Here is a 20,066-nt window from a genome sequence, read left to right as displayed (position 1 = left end):
GAAAACCCCAGGCCACATCTGGCGCAAAGGTTGTATACACTCTTTGCACACCAGAATATGCGCCAGGCTCCGTCCAAGTGTTGCTGCTGTATTGGTCCGCCCGGCTTCCATTACGGCCATGCCCACACCTGGGCCAGGGAGCTCGCCATCGATATCCGAAATCCGTCACCCGGTCTCTACAACGAAGACCTGGCCCCCGCCAAGGAGCGCCGCTGGGGCGCGTTCAGCATCTTCAACGTCTGGACTTCGGACGTGCACAGCCTGTGGGGCTACTACCTGGCCGCCAGCCTGTTCCTGCTGTGCGGCAGCTTCGTCAACTTCCTGATCGCCATCGGCCTGAGTTCGCTGGTGATCTTCTTCCTCATGAACCTGATGGGCTATGCCGGCGAAAAGACCGGCGTGCCCTACCCGGTGCTGGCGCGCGCCTCGTTCGGCATCTGGGGCGCCAACCTCGCGGCGCTGGTGCGCGCGGTGGTGGCCTGTTTCTGGTACGGCGCGCAGACGGCGGCGGCCTCGGGCGCCATCGTGGCCCTGCTGGTGCGCAACGACAGCCTGCTGGCCTTCCACCAGAACACGCAATGGCTGGGGCATTCGGGGCTGGAGCTGATCTGTTATGTCGGCATCTGGGCGTTGCAGTTGCTCATCATCCAGAAAGGCATGGAGACCGTGCGCCGCTTCCAGGACTGGGCCGGCCCGGCGGTGTGGATCGCCATGCTGGTACTGGCGGTGGGGCTGTGCGTGAAGGCCGGCGGCTTCAGCCTGGACCACGGCATTCCGATGGACCTGCTGCTCGACAAGACCCGCGACGCCGGCGTGAACGGCGCGCCGGGCAGCTTCTGGGCGCTGATGGCGGTGGGCGCCACCTGGATCACCTACTTCGCGGCGCTGTACCTGAACTTCTGCGATTTCTCGCGCTACGCCCGCGACAAGCAGGCGGTCAAGCGCGGCAACCTGTGGGGCCTGCCAGTGAACCTGGTGGCGTTCTCGCTGGTGGCGGGCGTCACCACCATCGCCGCCTACAAGGTCTACGGCGAAGTGCTGCTGCACCCCGAGCAGATCTCCACCAAGTTCGACAGCTGGGTGCTGGCGCTGCTGGCCGCCCTGACTTTCGCGGTGGCCACGCTGGGCATCAACGTGGTGGCGAATTTCGTGTCGGCCGCATTCGATATCTCGAACGTGTTCCCCAGACGCATCGACTTCAAGCGCGGCGGCTACATCGCGGCGCTGATCGCGCTGGTGCTGTATCCGTTCGCCCCCTGGGAAAGCGGCGCGGCGCACTTCGTCAATGCCATCGGCGCCACCATGGGGCCGCTGCTCGGCATCATCCTGGTGGACTATTACCTGGTGGCCAAGGGCCGCATCAATGTCGCGGCGCTGTACGACGAGCATGGCGAATACCGCTACCAGGGCGGCTGGAACGTCAACGCGCTGATCGCCACCGGCATCGGCAGCGTGTTCTCGACCATCCTGCCCAACTTCACCGACCTGCTGCCGGCCTGGTGGGCCACCTACGGCTGGTTCTTCGGCGTGGGAATCGGCGGCAGCGTCTATTGGGTGCTGGCCACGCTGCGCCCGCGCGCGGTCGCGGCCCTGGCCTGACGCGTCCTTGCCCGGGCCGGCCGACAGGCGCCGGCGCGGGCAGCCGCGACTCGACGTCCGGGGCGCGCTCGCGGTACCCTGCATGCGATACCCGCCCTACGCGGCATCGCGCCCTTGCATGGAGACCCTGCCCCCCATGAGCCATCTGGTCCTGCTGTTGCTTGGTGTCGACTATCTGCACAAGCGCGCCCGCGCCCTGATGATCGGCGGGTGGCTGATGCTGGCCGCTGGCGCGTTCGTCTTCATCGACGCGCTCGATAACGCGCTCTATTTCCCGCTGAATTTTTTCGCCGCGCTGCTGGTGGTCGAAGGCATCGCCACGCTGGCGATCGCCAAGTCGGGGGTCGGCGGCCAGCGCGTGCTGCGCTACACCAAGGGCGTGTTCGTGCTGGCGGCCGGCACACTGGTGCTGGCGGGCCATCATCACGGGCATTTCGTGCTGTCGATGATCTTCGGGCTGCTGTTCCTGGTGGACGGGCTGATCCAGTGCATCGCCGCCTACGTGGTGCGCTACCAGCGCTGGCGCGTGGTGCTCGCCTCGGGCGTGGCCGAGGTGCTGTTGGCGATCTTCTTCTTCCAGCCCTACCCCACCCACTATGTCGGCACGGTGCCCTACTGCATCGGGCTGTTCCTGGCCATCTCGGGCCTCAAGCTGCTGTGGCTGGCGCGCCGCGTGCGCAACCTGGATGCCAATCCGGCGCTGGCCACCAACCCCGACCCCGCCTTCATGCCGACGCGCGCCGACGGCCCGGCGCAGAAGGTGTTCGACGGTCCGCCGCAAGCCAGCGAGCGCGCCCTGACCGTGCACGTATGGACGCCGTCGGGCTCGGCCAAGACCGAGACGCGCAACTACCCTGTGGTCGACCGCTACATCGCGGCGGTGGACATCAACGGCGTCGTGTCCACCGGCCATGCCGCGCTGGAATCGCCCGAGGGCATCTACATCAGTCTCTATCCGGCCGTGGAGATCGACCATTCGCCCGAGCAGTTCGGCACGCTGCTGCGCGCCACCGCCGACAACAACGTGCCCGGCGTGTACCAGCCCGACTACGCCACCGAATCCAAGGCCTGGTGCCCGTCGACCATGCAGGTGCGCATCCGCAATTACGACGCGGCCAAGCTGGCGGCCTTCTGGGACGAATACCGCAAGACCGAGATCTACAACCTGACCCACCGCAACTGTTCCAGCTCGGTCTCGGCCGCGCTGGAAGCGGCGCTGGATGGCGTGGTTGGCCGCCTGCATGGCCCGGATGCCGGCTGGGGGGTGATGTGGCGCCTGCTGTTCACGCCCGAGCTATGGGTGGCGGCGCAGATCCGCAAGCGCGCCCTGACCATGGCCTGGACCCCGGGCCTGACGCTGGACTACGCGCGCGCGCTCAGCATGCTGGCCGACCCGCGCCCGTTCGGCTGGTGGAAGATGTCGCAAGCGGCGCTGCGCCAGATCGCCGCGCTGCGCGCCGGCTGGCGCCGCCAGGACCGCGAGGCGGTCGCCCGCAACACCCAGACCCAGTCATGACGGGGCTGCTGGCGGCCGTGGTGGTCGCGGGCGCCCTGTGGGGCGCGCTGGCGCTGTGGTTCCAGTCGCCCGGCGCGGGCCGCGCGCGTGTGCTGGCGCCGCTGGCCTGGCTGGCATTGGCCGCCGCCTCGCTGGCTGGACTGGCCTGGGGGTCTCGGTTGCCCGCGGCGGTGTTCGCGGCACTGCTGCTGGTTCTGGTGGCCTGGTGGATCTGGGGCATGCGGCCATCCAACGAGCGCGACTGGATGCCGGAAGTGGCACGCGCCACCTACGGCGAGGTGGACGGCGACCGCCTGACGCTGCACAACGTGCGCAACTTCGACTGGCGCTCGCGCACCGACTTCGACGCGCGCTGGGAGACGCGCCACTATGATCTATCGGCGCTGGCCTCGGTGGATCTGGCGCTGTCGTACTGGGGCCGGCCGGCGATTGCGCATGCCCTGGTGTCGTTCGGCTTCAACGATGGCCAGTACGTGGTGTTCTCGGTGGAGATCCGCCGCAAGCGCAATGACACGTTCTCGGAGATCGGCGGCTTTTTCCGCCAGTATGAGCTGTCGGTGCTGGCCTCGGCCGAGGAAGACAGCCTGCGCGTGCGCACCAACGTGCGCGGCGAGGACGGCTACCTATACCGCGTGCGCATGCCGGCCGGCGCGCCGCGCCAACTGCTGCTGTCGTACGTGGACACGGCCACGCGCCTGCGGCGCCACCCGCGCTTCTACAACACGCTGACGGCCAACTGCATCACCCTCGTGTACCGGCTGGCCAACAGGATCGTGCCGGGACTGCCGCTGGACTATCGCCTGCTGCTGTCGGGCTATCTGCCGGAATACCTGTATCGCCTGGGAGCCCTGGACGGCGCGGACAACATGCAGGCCTACCGCGACGCCGGCCGCTACACCGAGCGGGCCCGCGCCACCCAGTACGCGGCGCAGTTCTCGCGCAATATCCGGCGCGGGGTGCCGGGCGTGCCACTATCCGAAACAGACGCCTGACCGCGCCCATGGCCGCGCGTCAGGTCAGGTTCAGGCCGCCGTCCGACAACAGGATCTCGCCGGTCAGGTAATCGGACTGCACCAGCCCCGCCACCGCCTGGGCGATGTCGTCAGGCTGCGCGGCGCGCCGCATCGGCGCCCGTTCGCGCCACAGTTGCTGCGCCTGGGTCCAATCCTGCGTCATCGGCGTATCCACCAGCCCGGGCGCCACCGCGTTCACACGGATATCCGGCGCCAGGGACACCGCCAGCAGGCGCGTCACATGGTTCAGCGCCGCCTTGGCCGCCGCATAGGGAATCGACGCGCCCTTGGGCCGCACGCCGGCATGCGAACTGATATTCACCACGCAACCCGGCCGGCCACGCGCCGCGGCCGCCGACAGCGCGGCTTGCGCCTCGGCCACCAGGCGGAACGGTGCGACCACGTTGACCTCGTGCATCTCGTGCCAGACCTCGGGCGTGGCCGCGGCCAGGTCGCCATGGGCAATCACGCGGCTGATGCCGGCGTTGTTGACCAGCACGTCCAGCCGGCCCCATGCCGCCACCGCCTCGCGCACCAGGCGCACGCGGTCAGCGTCCACGGCCAGGTCGGCCTGAATGTAAACAGCGGCACCCAGTTCGGCCGCCAGCGCCCGGCCCGCCTCGGCCGACTGGCGCGAATGCAGGACGACGGCATAGCCATCGCGCGACAGGCGCCGGGCAATGGCGGCGCCGATGCCGGAGGTGGAGCCGGTCACCAGGGCAACGGGAAGGGAGGCGGTCATGTTGTCAGTCGTAGAAGGTTGCATTACGGAAGGAAGGTGTCAGCGACTACTTGCGGGCTGGCCGGCGTGCCTGGCCAACGGCCCCGGCCAGGCTGTCCAGATACGCGCACAGCATATCGGCCAACGCATCCGCGTAGGTCTCGATCTCGGCCTCGGTGCGCGGGCTTTCCGAGAACTGCTTGCCGACGGCGCTGAGCGTGTGCGTGATGAGATCGCCGGCCAGCGCGCGGGTCGCGTCGGAGGCCGCCGGCAGGGCCTCGCGGAGAAAGGCGAGCACGATGCGGCCGCCCTCTTCCTTGGTGGCGCGCGCTTCGGGCGCGTCGCGGTAGAGCGGCGCGGCGTCGTTCAGGGCCACGCGCATCACGGCTTCTTCGCATTCCGAGCGCACGAAGGCATGCACCAGGTTGCGCAGCCGCCGGGGCGGCGCGTGGCGGGTGTCTTCGAGCAGGCGTCGCAACAGGTCGGAAGTCTGCTGCCATTCCTGCGTCTGCAAGCGGTACAGGATGGCGGCCTTGTTGGGGAAGTATTGATAGAGCGAACCGATGCTGACGCCGGCCTTCTCGGCCACGCGGGCAGTGGTAAAGCGCGTGGCCCCCTCCTTGGCCAGAACCTGAGCCCCCGCCTGCAGGATGGCCGCGACCAGCTCGGCCGAACGGGCCTGCTGCGGCTGTTTTCTCTCGGAGAGCCGGGTGCTGCGGCGTGTGGTCATGACGGCGCGCGAAATGCGAATAGGAAAATGCGACGAATTCGTCGTATTCTAAACCGGTGCCCTTCCTGCTTCAACGCCGACGTTTCGCGCGGTTGGGAAGCGTGCCATCCGCCCCCTCGCGCCTCTACCCAGACTGGAAACCCGTCACCATGACCAATACCCTGACTTCCCTGCCCTTGGCACCGCTGCTCGACCGCCTGTTCGCGCAGGCCGACGCGTCGTGGTCCCACGCCGACCCCGCCCTGGCCAACATGTCCAACGCCGAGCAGGCGCGCCTGATGCGCAGCAAGACCGACTACCGCGATTTCTATGGCCGCATGAAGGACCTGCCGCTGGCCGTGTCGCCGGAGACGGGCAGGCTGCTGTACATGCTGGCGCGCAGCACGCAGGCCCGTTCCATCATCGAGTTCGGCGCCTCGTTCGGCATCTCGACGCTGCACCTGGCGGCGGCGCTGCGCGACAACGGCGGCGGCCGGCTGATCACCACCGAATTCGAGCCGGCCAAGGCGGCCCGGGCCGGCGCGCACCTGGCCGAAGCCGGTCTTGCCGATCTGGTGGAACTGCGCCAGGGCGATGCGCTGCAGACGCTGGCGACCGGGCTGCCGGACCGTATCGACCTGGTGCTGCTCGATGGCGCCAAGGCGCTGTATTCCGACATCCTGGCCTTGCTGGAAAGCCGGCTGCGACCCGGCGCGCTGATCGTGGCGGACAATGCCGACCATTGCCCCGAGTACCTGGCGCGCGTGCGTTCGCCGGACTCGGGCTACCTGTCGACGCCGTTCGGCGACGATGTCGAGCTGTCGATGCGGTTGGGGTGAGACGCTGCCACACCGGTCTCAGGCCCGCGCCGCCGCCGGCGCCGCCTCCCGCGCCTCGGGCTTGCCCAGGAAGAGAAACACCACCAGGGCGGTCAGCACCGTGATCGCCGCCAGAATCCATAGCAGCACGGCGAAGGCATCCGCGGAAGCATGCGCCAATACCGCGCGGCCGGTCCCCGGCAGGATCGCGGCCAACGCGTCGAAATCGCCGGCCACCAGCCGCTGGGCCGCCTGCGTCGCCTGCGGCGCGGCGTCGGGCAATGCCGCAGCGAGGTGGCGCGCGGTCAATGCGGTCAGCAGCGCGCTGACCACGGCCAGCGCCACGCCTTCGCCCGCCACCCGGGTCGTGCTGAATATCCCGGTCGCCATGCCGGCGCGCTCGACCGGCACCACGCTGACGGCCAGCCCATCCATCAGGCCCCACGGCAGGCTGATGCCGCTGCCGATCAGCAGCATCGGCCCCACCAGGGCCGTCACCTGCCCCGCCGTCATGGCCAGGCTGAGCCAGGCCAGGCCGGCGGCCGCCAGCAGCAACCCCGCGCCACAGATCAGCGCCGGCGCCAGCCAGCGCGTCAACTGGCCCGCCACGATCGGCAGCAACAGCAAAGGGGCGGACAGCGCGATCATCATGCGGCCCGCCTCGATTTCGCCAAGGCCGTCGACGGCAATGAAACGCACCGGCAGCAGGATCAGCAACACCACGAAGGCATAGGCCGGCGCGGCCGCCAGCAGCTGCACGCCCAGGAAACGCGGATAACGGAACAGCGTCAGGTCGAGCATCGGCCGGACCGCGCGCAATTCGATCGCGCCGAACGCGGCGAACAACGCAACCGCCGCCGCGAGCATCGCCAACGTGGCGGGATCGCCCCAGCCGCTTTGCGGCGCCCGCATGATGCCCCAGGTCAGCAACGCCAGCGCCGCGCTGAATGTGGCCGCGCCTGGCCAGTCCAGGCGTCCCGCCGCCGGGTCGCGCGATTCGCGCAGGCAAAGCGCGCCCAGCGGCAATGCGATCGCGGCCAGGCCGATCACCAGCAGGAAGATGCCGCGCCAGCCGTAGCGTTCGATCAACAACGCCGAGGCGATGGGCCCGAACGACAGGCCCGCGCCGAAACTGGCGCCCAGCAGGCTGAAGGCCCGCATGCGCCCGGGCCCGTCGAACGCCTGCGCCAAGGCCGCGGCGCCGCCGGAAAAGAGCGCAGCGCCACCCAGGCCTTGCGCGGCGCGCAGCAGGTCGAAGGAGACGATGTCGGGCGCATGGACCAGGCCGAGGGAGGCCGCGATGAAGATCGCGGCGCCCGCCAGGAAGACGCGGCGGCGCCCGTAGCGGTCGGCCAGCGCGCCGGCCGCCAGCAGCGAGCTGCCGAAAACCAGCATGAAGGCGTTGGTGATCCAGTTCAGCGCGACCGGGCTGCCGCCCAGGTCGCGCGCGATGGCGGGCAGCGCGATGGCGGGGCCGGTAAAGGCGAACGGCATGGCCGCGCATGCCAGGCACACGGCGGCCAGGACCAACAACTTGCGGGCCGCGGACAACGGCGGCGAAACGACAGACAACATGGCAGGCATCGATGTGGAAGGACACGGCATTGAAGATACCTGTACGCAATGGGCGGATAAATAGGGTAAAAATCCACACATACGGGAATTAATTTCTTCAATGGAATCGCCATGGACCGTTTGAGCGGCCTGTTGCCGTTTGTCCGCAGCGCCGAACTGGGTGGCTTCGCCGCCGCCGGACGCGACCTGGACCTGTCGCCCTCGGCCGTCGGCAAGGCCGTGGCCCGGCTGGAACAGGACCTGCACGTGCGCCTGTTCCAGCGCAGCACGCGCCGCATGCAGCTGACCGAGGAAGGCCGGCTGTTCTACGAGCGCTGCAAACGCATCCTGGACGACCTGGACGATGCGCACGCCATGCTGTCGCAGACGCTGCGCGAACCCCGCGGGCGCCTGCGCGTCAGCGCGCCGCTGGTCAGCTACCACTTCCTGCTGCCGGTGCTGCCGGCCTTCGCGGCGCGCTATCCGCACATCGAACTGGACATGGACTTCAACGACCGGATCGTGGACCTGATCGGCGAGCGTGTCGACGTGGCGATCCGCAGCGGCGACCTGCCCGATTCGCGCCTGGCGGCCCGAACGCTCGGCAGCTTCCGGCTGCGGCTGTACGCGGCGCCCGATTACCTGGCGCGCCATGGCACGCCGCAGCGCGCGCGCGACCTGGAACGGCATCGGGCGGTGCGATTCCGCTATCCGAACGCCGGTACGCTGCAGGAATGGCCGCTGGCGCTGGCCGCGGGCGAGGCCGCGCCGCGGCTGACGGCCGCGTTCACCTGCAACAACATGGAAGCCTTGCTGGGCGCGACCATCCAGGGGTTCGGCATTGGCTGCATGCCGGATTTCCTGGCGCGCGAGGCGCTGGCGGCCGGCAGACTGCGCGCGCTGCTGGACGCGCAGGTCAATGGCGCGGGTCGCTTCCAGGCGCTGTGGCCCTCCAACCGCAACCTGTCGCCCAAGGTCCGGGTGTTCGTCGACTTCCTGGCTGAGCGGCTGCTTCGCGACAGCCCCCCCTGACGCCCGCTCACGCCACGGGCATCCGCCCGCACAATTCGCCAATGGCCACGAGATCGCCCTGCCGCGCCAGCCGCTGCACCTGCTGGCTGAAATCCGTGAAGGCCGGATCGCGCGCCTGCACGGCGCGCGCCCAATCCATCAGGTCCGAGATGCCGCCAATATCCAGCAGGCGCCGCACCTGTTCCACATCGGCGCGCGACAGTCGCGGCATCGGTGACGACGCCGGCACCGGCTCGCTGGCCTTCGGGGTCATTGGCAGGCGCAACAGCCGGCCCAAGAGGTGGCGCAGTTCCACCAGATTGATGGGCTTGAGCAGGCTGGCGTCGTAACCGACGCCATCCAGGGCCGCGGTCTCTTGCGGTGTGGCCGATACCGCCACCACCGGCAGGTCCGGCCAGCGAGCGTGGGCTGCCCGCAGCACGGCCGCGCCATCGGCGCCTTCCATGCGATGGTCGGTCAGGATCAGGTCGGGCCGGTGCGCATCTTCGGCCTGGATGCGCGCCACCATGCCGCGGCCGTCCGCTTCGCTTTCCACCAGGAAGCCCAGGCTGGCCATTTCCTCGACCAGGAATTCGCGGATTTCCGGCGTGTCCTCGGCCAGCCAGACGCACTTGCCGGCGCCGTCCAGCGCGGGCAACATGTGCGCGGCGGCATCGATGTAATGGTGCGAGACGCCCGATTCGTCCACCTGCCTGAGCGGCAACGACACGCTGACGGTCGTGCCCTGGCCCACATCGCTGTCGACGTGGATGCGGCCGTTCATGCGCTGCACCCATTGCTGGACGATGGCCAGGCCAAGCCCGACGCCGGGCTGGCTTTCGGTCGCTCCCAAACGCTGGAACGGCTCGAAGATGTGCTGCCGGTCCGCGGCCGCGATGCCGCATCCGGTATCGCTCACCGACAGCGTCAGCCAGCCCGCGGGGTCTTGCGCTGCGGGCGCGGCATAGTCCGCCGTCAGCGTGAGCACGCCGCCGCGCGTGAACTTGGCCGCGTTGTCGACGAGGTTCGACAGCACCTGCCGCACACGCTTGCCGTCCATTTCGAGCACGGCGGGCAGTGTGTCCGATACCTGCAGCACGAAGCGGTTGTCCTGCCGCGCCGCGAGCGGCGCCGATTCCTTGGCCACGACGTCGAGCAGGGCATGCACATACTCGGGCGCCAGGCGCAGGGCCTGGCTGCCGGCGCCGGCGGCGTAGTCGATCAGGTCGTTGACCATGCTCAGCAAGTGATCGGCGCTGCGGCGGATGATGGCGCCGCGCGGCGCATCGTCGCGGCCGCCGGCCTGGATCAGGTCGGCAAAGCCGATGATCGAGGTCAGCGGCGTGCGCAGGTCATGGCTGATGCGCGCCAGGAAGTCCTGGCGCACGCGGCCGGCCTCGTCGGCCCGGATCAGCGCCGCCTGCAGCGCGCGCGTGCGCTCGGTGACGGCCTGGTCCAGACGCTGATGCTCGCGTTCTCGCGTCAGCGCCAGTTCGCGTTGGGCCGCCAGCCGCTCCTGGCGGTGCTGGCGCGAGCGCCCGTACAACAGCACGGCCAGCATCAGCGAGATCGACAACAGGTCCCAGGCCACTTCCGGCCCGCCCTGCCAGCGTCCTGGGAGCAGGCCCTGGATATAGGCCACCCGCAGCAGCAGACAGCCGCAATAGACGGCGAAAGACAGCAGGAAAATGCGGGCATTGGCATGGCCGCGGCGCCAGCCATCGGCCATGGAAACGAGCCAGACCACGGCCCACGCGAAGATCAGGCCAATCAGCGCCTGCGCGGCCTCGCGATAATCGCCCAGCGCCGCCCACACCGCGCCGGCAAAGCCGGCGGCGATCAGCCCCAGGTAGACGCCACGCCACATGCGGATCCGGTCCAACCCCGCGAACAGCATCGCCATGCCGCCGAACAGCGATGCCGCCACCGTCGCCAGGACGCTGGGCGCGCGCAGCACCATTTCACCGCCGCCTGTCAGCACATAGCGATACAGCAATCCCTGGAATGACAAGCTGTACAGGATCTCGACGAAAATGGCGGCGGCCAGCAGCAGGTACACAGGATCGCGGTGAACCACGCCGAGCAGGCCGGCATAGATGCCGACCATCACCAGCGCGCCAACCAGCAACGCCACCAGCATGGTGTTGCGCTGGGTCACGCCGACGAAGGCCGCCGGCGTGCGCAAGGCAGGTTCCATGTTGATCGCCGAACGGCTCTGGACCCGCATCAGCACCGTCATCCGCTCGCCTGGCTCCAGCCGCAGCGACGCCACCGAGACGGTCGACGGTACCTCGCGGGTCGCCAGCGGCTCGCGGTTGCCGGCCAGCAGCACCTTGGCCGGCTCACGGCTGCCCTGGAGGAATAAATAAAAGCGCACATCCTCCAGACGCGGCACGCCGAACGACAACCAACGCTCTTGCGCGCTGTTGCTGGCATTGCCGATTTCCAGCCGCAGCCAGAAAGCCGAGGCGGAGTATCCCCGGTTCAGCCAGCGGGGCGACACGGGCTGCCAATCGTCACCCAGGATCTGGCTGGCCTCGCGCGCGCCGCCCGGGTCTTCGATGCCCCGCAGTTGACTGGCCAGCGGCAGGCTGCCGCTGACCGCGCCCAGATCGATGACCGGCTGCGCCGGCTGGCCGCTCGCCGGCAGGGTCAGGCAGGACAGGACCAGCCACAGCAGCCACGCCAGCCAGCCCGCGCGGCGGCTAACCATGCGGATCCTGCTCCTGGCGCAGGGCGGTTGGCGCCATGCCGAAGCGCTCGCGGAACGCGGTGGAAAAATTGCCGCGGTTGCCAAAGCCCACGGCCTGCGAGATGGCCTGGATATCCAGGCCGGTCTCGCACAGCAGGCGGCGCGCCTCGCGCATGCGTTCTTCGCGCAGGAATTCGAACACGGTGGTGCCGGCGCAACGCCGGAACGCCTGGTTCAGCCGCCGCGCGTTGGTCCCCAGCGCCTGGGCCAGAGCCACCAGTTCGGGCGTATGGTCGAGGCGCTCGCGCAGCAGCTTGCGCGCGGCCCGGAACAGCACGCCGTCGAGCGAGCTGCCGGCGGCGGCGGCCGATGTGCCGTCCTCGGCGGGCGTGGCCGCCGCGGTAGCCGGCAACGGCGCCACGCGCAGATGGATCAGCAGGCGCAAGCGCACTTCCTCGAAATCGAACGGCTTGGCGACATAGTCGACCGCGCCCGCCGACAGACCGGCCACCCGCTCGCCCGGCTGGGCGGCGGCGGTCAGGAAGATGATGGGAATGCCGCGCGTGGCCTGGTCGGCCTTGAGCAGGCGGCAGGCCGCGAGGCCGTCGCACCCCGGCATGTTCACGTCCATCAGGATGATGTCCGGCTGCGCCAATTGCGCCTTGCGGTAGCCATCGTTGCCGTCCTCGGCCACATAGACTCGGCAATCCTGGCTGGTCAGGAAATCCACCAGCAGCATGCGGTCTTCGGGACGGTCCTCGACGACCAGCACGCGCAAACCGGCAAGCTGGCCAGGGACGGGCGGATAAGAGGCGTCATTCATGCCGCGCATTCTTTCATGCCGGCCGGCCGGCGCGTTGGTAACAGGCCACAAAACCATCCCGGCTTTGTGAATATTTTTCCTTGCGGCAAACGTGCCGCGCATTCCGGCAAACCTCACGGGCGCAATCATTATTCACACATGATAGTGTTTGTTACATGAAGCTACTGGCCCGTAATGGCCTTGGTTTCCCCTGGACGAGCGCACTCCAAACCGCTTCGCCGCCCAGTGGGAAGCCTGCATTTTCCCAAGCCGCAGCGCCCGCAAGAATCCCGCCCCGCGCCGTACTTGTAAAGAACTTTAGAAAGATTGTTTATAGAAGTCCAAGAAATATATCAAAAAATATCATTTAAATCTGATTGTAACGAATTGCCGCCCGAGCACCCCATGCGCCGCCTACCCCATTCCCGCCGTACCGCCGTTCCCTGCCAGCTTCCCTCCTCCCTGCGCGCCGGCTTCGTCGCCGTGTTGCTGGCGCTAGCCGCCGGCCCGGTGGGGGCGCAGAACGCACCCGTCCAACTGCCCTCGGGCGCCGAGCCGGGCCGCCAGTTGCCGCAGCCGGCCATGCCGCAAAGCACGCCCGGTGCCGCGCCGGTGACCGTGGAACAAGGCAGCGCGACCGAAGCGCCGGCCGGAGCCGACAAGCTGCGCTTCACCCTGACGGACCTGCGCATCGAAGGCGTCACCCGCTATCCCGCCGACACGCTGCGCCCGCTTTACCAGGACCTGCTCGGCAAAACCATTACCGTGGCCGATGCCTTCAAGGTGGCCAACGACATCGAGTTGCGCTACCGCAACGACGGCTACGTCACCACCCGCGTCATCGTGCCGGCGCAGACCATCGAAGACGGCCATTTCCGCATCCTGGTGGTCGAGGGCTACATCGCCGACGTCAAGTACGACGGCGACATCGGCCCGGCGCAGGCGGCGATCGAAAAGCTGGTACGGCGCCTGCGCGGCGTGCGCCCCATCAACGTGGCCGAGGTCGAGCGCCAACTGCTGCTGGCCAACGACCTGAATGGCCTGACGGTGCGCGCCTCCCTCGAAGCCTCGCCCAGCGAGGTGGGCGGCTCGGTATTGGTGGTGCACAGCGAGCGCAAGCCGGTCGACGCGCGTCTGGGCTTTGACAACCGCGGCTCGCCCTACCTCGGCTGGAGCGAAATGACCGGCCAGGTCACGCTCAATTCGTTCGGCGCGCGCGCCGACAGCTTCACCCTGACCGGCCGCCTGGGCTTTCCGGCCTACCGCAGCAAGGCGGTGGGCGCCAACTATGACATGCTGGTCAGCGACAACGGCATGACCGTCGACATTGCCGCCAGCTACGCCAAGAGCGAACCGGGCCGTGAACTAGCCCCGCTGAACGTCGCCAGCGACGTGCAGGCGTACTCGGCCACCGTCACTTACCCGGTGATCCGTTCGCGCCTGGAAAACCTGCGCGCCTTCGGCATGTTGGACGTGCGCAACGTCACCACCGACATCACCGGCATCCCGTTCACGCGCGACCGCCTGCGGGTGCTGCGCGCCGGCCTGAGCTACGACCGCACCGACAGTTGGAACGGCATCACCGCCGTGCGCGGCACCCTGCACCAGGGTCTGGACGCCATGGGCGCCTCGAAGGAAGGCAACGAGCTGGCCTCGCGCGCCAAGGGCCGCCCTGACTTCCTCAAGCTGACCGCCGAACTGACGCGCCTGCAACAGCTATCCGAGCGTTTCAGCCTGGTGGCCACCTTTGCCGGCCAGTACAGCGCCAGCCCGCTGCTGGCCAGCGAGGAATTCGCGTTGGGCGGCCCCAACTTCGGCCGCGGCTATGACGACGGCGAAATGTCCGCCGACTCCGGCCTGGCCGCCTCGCTCGAACTGCGCTATGCCGTCTCCAGCGACCGCTTCCTGCCGCAGGGCGCACACGTGTACACGTTCGTGGACGGCGGCCGCATCTGGTCGCGCAGCGAAAGCGCGCCGCTCACGCGCGCCAAGCTGTCCTCATACGGTGCCGGCATGCGCGCCAACCTGACCAAGAACCTGTACGCCACGCTCGAAGTGGCCAAGCCCATGAGTTCCGATGTCCTGACCCAGGGCAACAAAGATCCCCGCGTTTTCTTCAGCCTCTCGGCCCAGTACTAATCCGCGACAGAAAAGCGACCGACCATGACCCGTCCTTCCCGCAGCCTCGCCCCCTCCGCCCGCCGCCAGTCCCTGAAGAAAGCCCCGCCCCTGCCCGCGCTCAGCACGCTGGCCGTGGTGATCGGTTCGCTGGCCTCGGGCAGTGTCCACGCCAACCCGACCGGCGGCAACGTGGTGGCCGGTTCCGCCACCATCAACAACCGCGGCAACGGCACGCTGGACATCAACCAGTCGACCGGCAAAGCCATCATCAACTGGAAAGACTTCAGCATCGGCGCCAACGAGACGGTCAACTTCCGCCAGCCGGGCAGCAACAGCATCACGCTGAACCGGGTGGTCGGCAATGACCCGTCGGCCATCTTCGGCCGCCTCAATGCCAATGGCACGGTGATGCTGGTCAATCCGAACGGCGTGCTGTTCGGCAAGGGCGCGCGCATCGACGTGGGCGGGCTGATCGCCACCACGGCCAATATCAGCGACAAGGACTTCCTGGCCGGCAAGTACAAGTTCGACAAGCCGTCGTCCAAGGCGAACGCCATGATCGTCAATGAAGGCACGATCAGCATCAAGGACAGCGGCCTGGCGGTGCTGGTGGCGCCGGCGGTACGCAACTCGGGCGTGATCGAAGCCAAGCTGGGGCGCGTGGCCCTGGCCGGCGCCAAGACCGTCACGGTCGACTTTCAGGGCGACGGCCTGTTGAGCTTCGATGCCACCTCGGCGGTCGCCGACCTGCCCAAGGATGCCGACGGCAAGACGGTCGCGGCGCTGGTGGCCAACAACGGCGTGATCCGCGCCGATGGCGGCACGGTGCTGATGACCGCGCGCGCGGTCAAGGGCGTGATCGACAACGTGGTCAATACCGACGGCATCGTCAGCGCCAAGGCGGTGGGCACGCAGAACGGCAAGATCGTGCTGTCCGGCGGCGACGCCGGCACGGTCAATGTGGCCGGCACGGTCGACGCCAGCGGCGCCAATGCCGGCGAACGCGGCGGCAAGGTCGTGGTGACGGGCGAACACGTCAATGTGGCGCGCGGCGCCGCCATCGACGTATCCGGCGCGGCCGGCGGCGGCGAGATCGCGCTGGGCAGCCAGGGCGTCGCGCCCGACGACGGCTCGGCCGCGTTCAGCGGCAAGTCGTCCAGCGTCAAGGTGGCGGCGGGCGCCACGCTCAAGGCCGACGCGCTGGTCAATGGCAATGGCGGCAGCATCACGATGTGGTCCAACGACGCCACCGCCTTCGCCGGCAGCCTGTCGGCGCGCGGCGGCGCCCAGGGCGGCGACGGCGGCTTCGCCGAAGTCTCCAGCAACAAGAACATCGGCCTGACCGGCTCGGCCGACCTGCGCGCGCCCAAGGGCAAGACCGGCCTGCTGCTGATCGACCCGACCGACCTGCGCATCGTCGATTCCGCCAGCGGTGGCGGCTCGCAGGACGGCGCGGCCGGCGACGGCACCATCAACGGCGGCGACGCCAACACCGCCGACAACACCGTGTCGCGCGGCCTGCTGGAAAGCCTGGCCGGCACCACCAACATCAAGCTGGAGGCCACCGGCCAGATCACCGTCGCGGACATGGCCGCGATCAATCTGCAGACCACCACCGGCCACAGTTTCACGATGCGTTCGACCCAGACGGGCGGCATCCGCTTCGAGAACTCGAACACCGAAATCAGCACGCAGGGCGGCGCCATCACGCTGGAAGCGCTGGGCGTGGGCAGCACGCTGGACAACATCGGCAAGCTGACCAGCCGCGGCGGCGCGATCACGCTGAATGCCACCGGCGACATCAACCTGGCCAACGTCATCGATGCCGGCAGCGGCACGGCGCTGATCCGCACCAGCGCGGGGTCGATCCGCAACACCGGCGGCGCCAGCCAGGTGGTGGCCGGCAACACCGTCAAGCTGGATGCCAGCGGCGGCAGCATCGGCGACCTGGCCGCGCCGGTCAACACCCAGACGGCGCTGCTGTCGCTGGCGACCGGCGGCAACCTGGCGGTGGCCAACCGCCAGACCCTGGCGTCGCTGGATATTACCAGCCGCCATGCGCAGCCGGGCGTCAACAACAGCTTCCAACTGACCTCGCCGGGCCTGGCCTTCGCGCTGCAGGACAGCAACGGCTACCAGTTGAACACGGTCAACCAGTCGGGCCTGAACTTCTCGTTCACCGGCGACCGCACCATGACCGTCGGCGACGTGAACCTGGGCACCGGCACGCTGGCCCTGGCTTCGACGGCCGGCAACATCCTGGGCACCGCTGGCGGGCTGCTCAATGCCGGCCAGGTCACGCTGAGCGCCGCCGGCAGCGACGGCCGCAGCGGCGCGATCGGGTCGTCTGCGCAGGCCCTGCGCATGCAGACGGCGGCGCTGACCGCCACCAGCGGCACCGGCGGCATCTACGTGAACGGCGAGGGTTCGCTGAACCTGCAGGCGATCGACACCACCGGCAATCTGGCCACCCAGACCACCGGCCACCTGACCCTGGGCAACATCAAGACGGGCGGCGCCGCCGTGCTGACCTCGGTGCTCGGCAACATCGTGGACGACGGCAACGACGCCACAAGCATTGCCTCCTCGTCGCTGACGCTGTCGGCCGAACAGGGCATCATCGGCGGCGCCTCGCGCGCCCTCAAGACCAATGCCAGCACGCTTTCGGCCAGCGCGGGCGCCGGCGGCGTGTACCTGGACAGCACCAGCGCCAATCTGAACATCACGCAGGCGCAGGCCAATGGCGGCCCGATCGCGATCACCGGCGCGGGCAGCGTTTCGGCCAACAACGTCAGTTCCGGCGGCGGCGCGATCTCCCTGACCGGCAACAGCATCGCGGCCGGCCAGGTCAATGCGGGCGCGGGCAACGTCACGCTCACTGCACGCGCCGGCAGCATCACCGGCACCTCGGCCTCGCTCATCACCGGCAACGTCGTCACGCTGCTGGCCCCGGCCTCCAACACCAGCTACACGGTCGGCACCGCGGGCACCTACCTGCGCACCGCCGCCGGCGTGCTCAACGCCACCGGCGGCAGCATCTACCTTAACCAGGCACAGGGCTCGGTGCTGCTGGACGACTTGAAAGCCAGCAACGGCATCTACGTAACCGGCGTGGCGAACCTGAGCGCCAACATGCTGGATGCCGGCAACGGCACCCTCTCGCTGAACGCGCAAGGCGGCAGCATCGTGCGCGCCAATGCCGACAGCGCGCTGGCGGGCAGCAGCATCATCCTGCAGGCCCAGCAACACATCGGCACGGCGAGCGACCACATCAAGACGGCCACCACCGGCCTGACGCTGGGCAGCGGCGGCGACATCTATGTCGATAATCCCGCCAAGACGTTGACCTACCTGGCCATCACCAATTCGCACGCCGACCCGGCCCGCCGCAATACGCTGCAGGTGGCCGCGCCGTTCCTGAACTTCGACATCAACGACGACCTGGGCAATGCCTACGAGCTCAAGCAAGTCTACAGCTCGCTGCTGAGCCAGTTCTCGTTCACCGGCGACCAGAGCCTGAAGCTGGGCAACATCCGCGCCGGCAGCAACGTCACGCTGGTCTCCAGCCAGGGCAGCATCCTGGACGACGGCATCGCCGAGACACGCGTCACCGCCAACAACGTCAGCCTCAGGGCCGCCCAGGACATCGGCACCAGCGCCAATGCCGTCGCCGTCAACGCGCCCGGCCTGACGCTGGACACGCGCGGCAACCTGTACGCCACCGACATCGCCGACCTCAGCTCTTTGACGGTGTACGCGCGCCACAAGGACGCGGACGACCGCTACACGCTGGACGTGCGCGCGCCGTCGCTGCTGTTCAACATCACCGACGACGTCGGCGGCCACACGATCCATGAAGTCCGCGACAGCAACTGGGTCAACTTCAGCTTCACCGGCGACCGCGACATCACCGTCGGCAGCATCGATGCCGGCTACAACGGCAGCATCACGCTGAACGCCACCGGCGACCTGCGCGACGACGGCAACAAGCAGACCCGCCTGCTGGCCAATTCGGTCAACCTCACCGCCGGCAAGGCTGTCGGCGCGGCCGGGCCGGATTACATGGACGTGCTGACCGGCTACCTGAGCGGCACGGCGAGCAATGGCGGCTTCTATGTGCAACTGCCCAATCCGACCGGCGCCGGCAATTACACCGGCATCGTTACGCTGAACAACATCACTGCCACGGGCGATGTGCAGATCGACACGCGCCAGGGCGACGCGCTGCTGGCAGGCACGGTGCGAAGCTGGAATGGCGCGGTGGCGCTGAACGTGGCGAACGGCTCGCTGTTCGGCAATGGCAGCGGCAACGTCTACGCGGGCGGCAATGACATCCTGCTGACCGCCGCCGGCGCCATCGGCGGCGTGTACAACGGCAGCCTGCGCTACATCGGCGTGGGCGGCAGCGGCCAGGCCAGCGTGCAGGCCACCGCCGGCACCGACGTCTACCTGAACGGCACCACCGGCAACATCAAGCTGACGCGGCTGGAGGCCGGCAGCGGCCAGATCGGCTACACCCAGGCGTCGGGCAACACCACGATCGGCAGCCTGAGCGCCGCCGGCGCGGCCACCCTGGCCAACACCGGCGGTTCGCTGCTGGACGACGGCGACGCCGCCACGCAGATCCGCGCCAGCAGCATCGCGCTGGCGGCCGGCGGCAGCATTGGCGCGACGGGCGCCGCGCTGACCCTGCAGGCCCCGGACGTCAGCCTCGCCAGCGGCGGCGGCATCGCCGTCGACAACCTGGTCGGCCTGACGCGCCTGAACATCACCCGCAACGGCACGGCCAACGCCACCTATGCGATCACCGCGCCGAACCTGACGGCGTTCACCGTGACGGATGACGCCAGCGGCATCCACCTGAAGAACATCGCCAGCGCCACCAAGCTGGACTTCGGCTTCACCGCCAACAGCAAGAACCTGCTGGTCGGCAGCATCGACGCGGGCGCCAACGGCAAGGTCAGCCTGACCTCGAACCAGAACATCAGCAACGACGATCCGGCCAACAGCGGCGCCATCCGCGCCTCGACCGTGGCGCTGACGGCGGGCACCGGCGGCTCCATCGGCTCGTCGGTCACGGGCGGCGGGCTGGTCCTGAACGGCACGTCGGCGCTCAGCCTGACCGCCGGCAACCACTTCTACGTCAGCAGCGACACCGTGCTGCGCAGCCTGGCCATCAACAGCCTGAAGGCCGCCGGCAGCGCCAGCACTTTCGAGATCGGCGGCGGCGCCGGCCAGACCATCCGCATCAGCGACGACGGCACCACCCAGTACCTCGAACAGGTCACCGGCGGCCTGACCGACTTCAGCTTCAGCGGCCGCAAGAACATCCAGGCCGGCACGATCACCGCCACCAATTCGGTCAACCTGGCCACGACCGGCGGCGGCGTCAACTCCAGCATCACCAGCGATGGCGGCGCCGGCCGCATCACGGCCAACAGCGTCACGCTATCGGCCACCGGCTCGGACAGCTATCTCAGTTGTTCTTATACATTCGACGTCGCCGAGTA

The 20,066-nt window shown here is 68.6% G+C and carries 12 protein-coding genes; 7 read left to right on the top strand and 5 right to left on the bottom strand.

Going from position 1 to position 20,066, the window contains the following annotated elements; all coding sequences use genetic code 11:
* Positions 1-147 precede the first annotated feature (147 nt).
* From AC6LKG_RS05070 to AC6LKG_RS05060, 3 genes are all read left to right on the top strand, one after another.
* A complete protein-coding gene (locus AC6LKG_RS05070; RefSeq protein WP_498163421.1) occupies positions 148-1,599 on the top strand; it encodes an NCS1 family nucleobase:cation symporter-1 in 1,452 nt (483 codons plus the stop codon).
* 136 nt (positions 1,600-1,735) lie between these two features.
* Positions 1,736-3,115 (top strand): HdeD family acid-resistance protein, encoded by a 1,380-nt coding sequence (locus AC6LKG_RS05065; RefSeq protein WP_498163208.1) that lies wholly within the window; start codon positions 1,736-1,738, stop codon positions 3,113-3,115.
* On the top strand, positions 3,112-4,107 hold the full coding sequence (locus AC6LKG_RS05060; protein ID WP_498163206.1) for an Lnb N-terminal periplasmic domain-containing protein: 996 nt from the start codon (positions 3,112-3,114) through the stop codon (positions 4,105-4,107). The genes AC6LKG_RS05065 and AC6LKG_RS05060 overlap by 4 nt, the downstream gene beginning before the upstream one ends.
* Positions 4,108-4,126: 19 nt before the next feature.
* Here the strand turns inward: AC6LKG_RS05060 and AC6LKG_RS05055 are convergent, their stop codons facing one another.
* Both AC6LKG_RS05055 and AC6LKG_RS05050 read right to left on the bottom strand, forming a co-directional pair.
* On the bottom strand, positions 4,127-4,870 hold the full coding sequence (locus tag AC6LKG_RS05055) for an SDR family NAD(P)-dependent oxidoreductase (protein ID WP_498163204.1): 744 nt from the start codon (positions 4,868-4,870) through the stop codon (positions 4,127-4,129).
* Positions 4,871-4,916: 46 nt separating this feature from the next.
* Positions 4,917-5,579 carry a TetR/AcrR family transcriptional regulator gene (locus AC6LKG_RS05050; protein ID WP_498163202.1) on the bottom strand — a complete coding sequence of 221 codons (663 nt, stop codon included), beginning with the start codon at positions 5,577-5,579 and terminating at the stop codon, positions 4,917-4,919.
* Between the two features lie 149 nt (positions 5,580-5,728).
* Between AC6LKG_RS05050 and AC6LKG_RS05045 the strand changes: the two genes are divergently transcribed.
* Positions 5,729-6,397 (top strand): O-methyltransferase, encoded by a 669-nt coding sequence (locus AC6LKG_RS05045; protein WP_498163200.1) that lies wholly within the window; start codon positions 5,729-5,731, stop codon positions 6,395-6,397.
* A gap of 18 nt (positions 6,398-6,415) precedes the next feature.
* On the opposite strand, the gene AC6LKG_RS05040 is transcribed toward AC6LKG_RS05045, so the two are convergent.
* Positions 6,416-7,951 (bottom strand): MFS transporter, encoded by a 1,536-nt coding sequence (locus AC6LKG_RS05040; RefSeq protein ID WP_498163198.1) that lies wholly within the window; start codon positions 7,949-7,951, stop codon positions 6,416-6,418.
* 111 nt (positions 7,952-8,062) lie between these two features.
* Here AC6LKG_RS05040 and AC6LKG_RS05035 point away from each other — a divergent pair, with 111 nt between their 5' ends.
* Positions 8,063-8,962, top strand: a complete 900-nt coding sequence (locus tag AC6LKG_RS05035; protein ID WP_498163196.1) for a LysR family transcriptional regulator — start codon at positions 8,063-8,065, stop codon at positions 8,960-8,962.
* A gap of 7 nt (positions 8,963-8,969) precedes the next feature.
* Here the strand turns inward: AC6LKG_RS05035 and AC6LKG_RS05030 are convergent, their stop codons facing one another.
* Both AC6LKG_RS05030 and AC6LKG_RS05025 read right to left on the bottom strand, forming a co-directional pair.
* Complete coding sequence (locus AC6LKG_RS05030) at positions 8,970-11,654, bottom strand: sensor histidine kinase (RefSeq protein WP_498163194.1); 2,685 nt, start codon at positions 11,652-11,654, stop codon at positions 8,970-8,972.
* Positions 11,647-12,465 (bottom strand): response regulator transcription factor, encoded by an 819-nt coding sequence (locus AC6LKG_RS05025; protein WP_498163193.1) that lies wholly within the window; start codon positions 12,463-12,465, stop codon positions 11,647-11,649. The genes AC6LKG_RS05030 and AC6LKG_RS05025 overlap by 8 nt, the downstream gene beginning before the upstream one ends.
* A gap of 375 nt (positions 12,466-12,840) precedes the next feature.
* Between AC6LKG_RS05025 and AC6LKG_RS05020 the strand changes: the two genes are divergently transcribed.
* Both AC6LKG_RS05020 and AC6LKG_RS05015 read left to right on the top strand, forming a co-directional pair.
* A complete protein-coding gene (locus tag AC6LKG_RS05020; protein WP_498163192.1) occupies positions 12,841-14,574 on the top strand; it encodes a ShlB/FhaC/HecB family hemolysin secretion/activation protein in 1,734 nt (577 codons plus the stop codon).
* Positions 14,575-14,598: 24 nt separating this feature from the next.
* On the top strand, positions 14,599-20,066 hold a 5,468-nt coding region (locus tag AC6LKG_RS05015; protein WP_498163190.1), incomplete at its 3' end, for a two-partner secretion domain-containing protein.

This window comes from Achromobacter sp. 46006, assembly GCF_059761975.1.
The sequence above is the reverse complement of the archived record's forward strand: the minus strand, read 5'-3'. Positions and strand labels throughout refer to the sequence as shown.

Bases quoted from the DNA above. Each gene is read 5' to 3' on its own strand.
- AC6LKG_RS05020 (WP_498163192.1), top strand. From the start codon at position 12,841: ATGCGCCGCCTACCCCATTCCCGCCGTACCGCCGTTCCCTGCCAGCTT.
- AC6LKG_RS05025 (WP_498163193.1), bottom strand. From the start codon at position 12,465: ATGCGCGGCATGAATGACGCCTCTTATCCGCCCGTCCCTGGCCAGCTT.
- AC6LKG_RS05060 (WP_498163206.1), top strand. From the start codon at position 3,112: ATGACGGGGCTGCTGGCGGCCGTGGTGGTCGCGGGCGCCCTGTGGGGC.
- AC6LKG_RS05065 (WP_498163208.1), top strand. From the start codon at position 1,736: ATGAGCCATCTGGTCCTGCTGTTGCTTGGTGTCGACTATCTGCACAAG.
- AC6LKG_RS05030 (WP_498163194.1), bottom strand. From the start codon at position 11,654: ATGGTTAGCCGCCGCGCGGGCTGGCTGGCGTGGCTGCTGTGGCTGGTC.
- AC6LKG_RS05035 (WP_498163196.1), top strand. From the start codon at position 8,063: ATGGACCGTTTGAGCGGCCTGTTGCCGTTTGTCCGCAGCGCCGAACTG.
- AC6LKG_RS05045 (WP_498163200.1), top strand. From the start codon at position 5,729: ATGACCAATACCCTGACTTCCCTGCCCTTGGCACCGCTGCTCGACCGC.
- AC6LKG_RS05050 (WP_498163202.1), bottom strand. From the start codon at position 5,579: ATGACCACACGCCGCAGCACCCGGCTCTCCGAGAGAAAACAGCCGCAG.
- AC6LKG_RS05040 (WP_498163198.1), bottom strand. From the start codon at position 7,951: ATGTTGTCTGTCGTTTCGCCGCCGTTGTCCGCGGCCCGCAAGTTGTTG.
- AC6LKG_RS05055 (WP_498163204.1), bottom strand. From the start codon at position 4,870: ATGACCGCCTCCCTTCCCGTTGCCCTGGTGACCGGCTCCACCTCCGGC.